At 40.8% G+C, this 999-nt stretch carries 1 protein-coding gene; it reads left to right on the forward strand.

Going from position 1 to position 999, the window contains the following annotated elements:
- The coding region (locus HMPREF2937_RS09220; RefSeq protein ID WP_257245385.1) for a Rib/alpha-like domain-containing protein at positions 1-999 on the forward strand (999 nt) is incomplete at both ends.

The raw sequence follows: 999 nt of genomic DNA on the forward strand, positions 1-999 counted from the left end.
TCCCAGTGACAGTCACTTATCCAGATAAAACAACAGACAAAGTAACAGTTAAAGTGACCGTAGGGGATCAACCGCAAAAAGATATATATGAACCGACAACAGGAGAAATCACAAAACCATACGGAACTCCAACTACTGAAGACGAAGTAAAAGGTAAAGTAAGCGTTCCGGATTTCCCTAAAGAAGGAAACCAACCAGTAATAACGGTTGACACAACTAAAATACCTGACGGTCAAACTCCAGGTGAGTTCGAAGTCCCAGTGACAGTCACTTATCCAGATAAAACAACGGATACAGTAAATGTCAAAGTTACTGTTGGACCAAAAGATTCAGACACTTATGAACCAACAGTTCAACCAATCACAAAACCATTTGGTCAAGGCACAACAGAACAAGAAGTGAAAGATAAAGTTATAGTACCAAACTTCCCGGTGGATAAAGGTACACCAGTAGTAACAGTGGATGATCCAACTAAGGTTCCAAACGGTCAAACACCGGGTGAATTCGAAGTTCCAGTGACAGTCACATATCCAGACGGCACAAAAGATCGCGTAACAGTCAAAGTTACAGTGACTCCGCAGCCGCAAAATGATAAATATGAACCGACTGCAGGAGAAATCACAAAACCATACGGAACTCCAACTACAGCGGATGAAGTCAAAGGCAAAGTAAGCATTCCAGATTTCCCTAAAGAAGGAGACCAACCAGTAATAACGGTTGACACAACTAAAGTACCTGACGGTAACATAAGTGGAGAATTCGAAGTTCCAGTAACAATCACTTATCCGGATAAAACAACTGATGTTGTGAAAGTTAAAGTAACAGTAGGTCCGAAAGACGCTGATACTTATGAACCGAAATTTGAAAATATCACAAAACCATTTGGTCAAGGCACAACAGAACAAGAAGTGAAAGATAAAGTGACAGTACCTAACTTCCCAGTAGATAAAGGTACACCAGTAGTGACAGTGGATGATCCAACGAAATTGCCTGATGGAA

Source organism: Staphylococcus sp. HMSC061G12, from assembly GCF_001838465.1.
GTDB classification, from domain to species: domain Bacteria; phylum Bacillota; class Bacilli; order Staphylococcales; family Staphylococcaceae; genus Staphylococcus; species Staphylococcus simulans.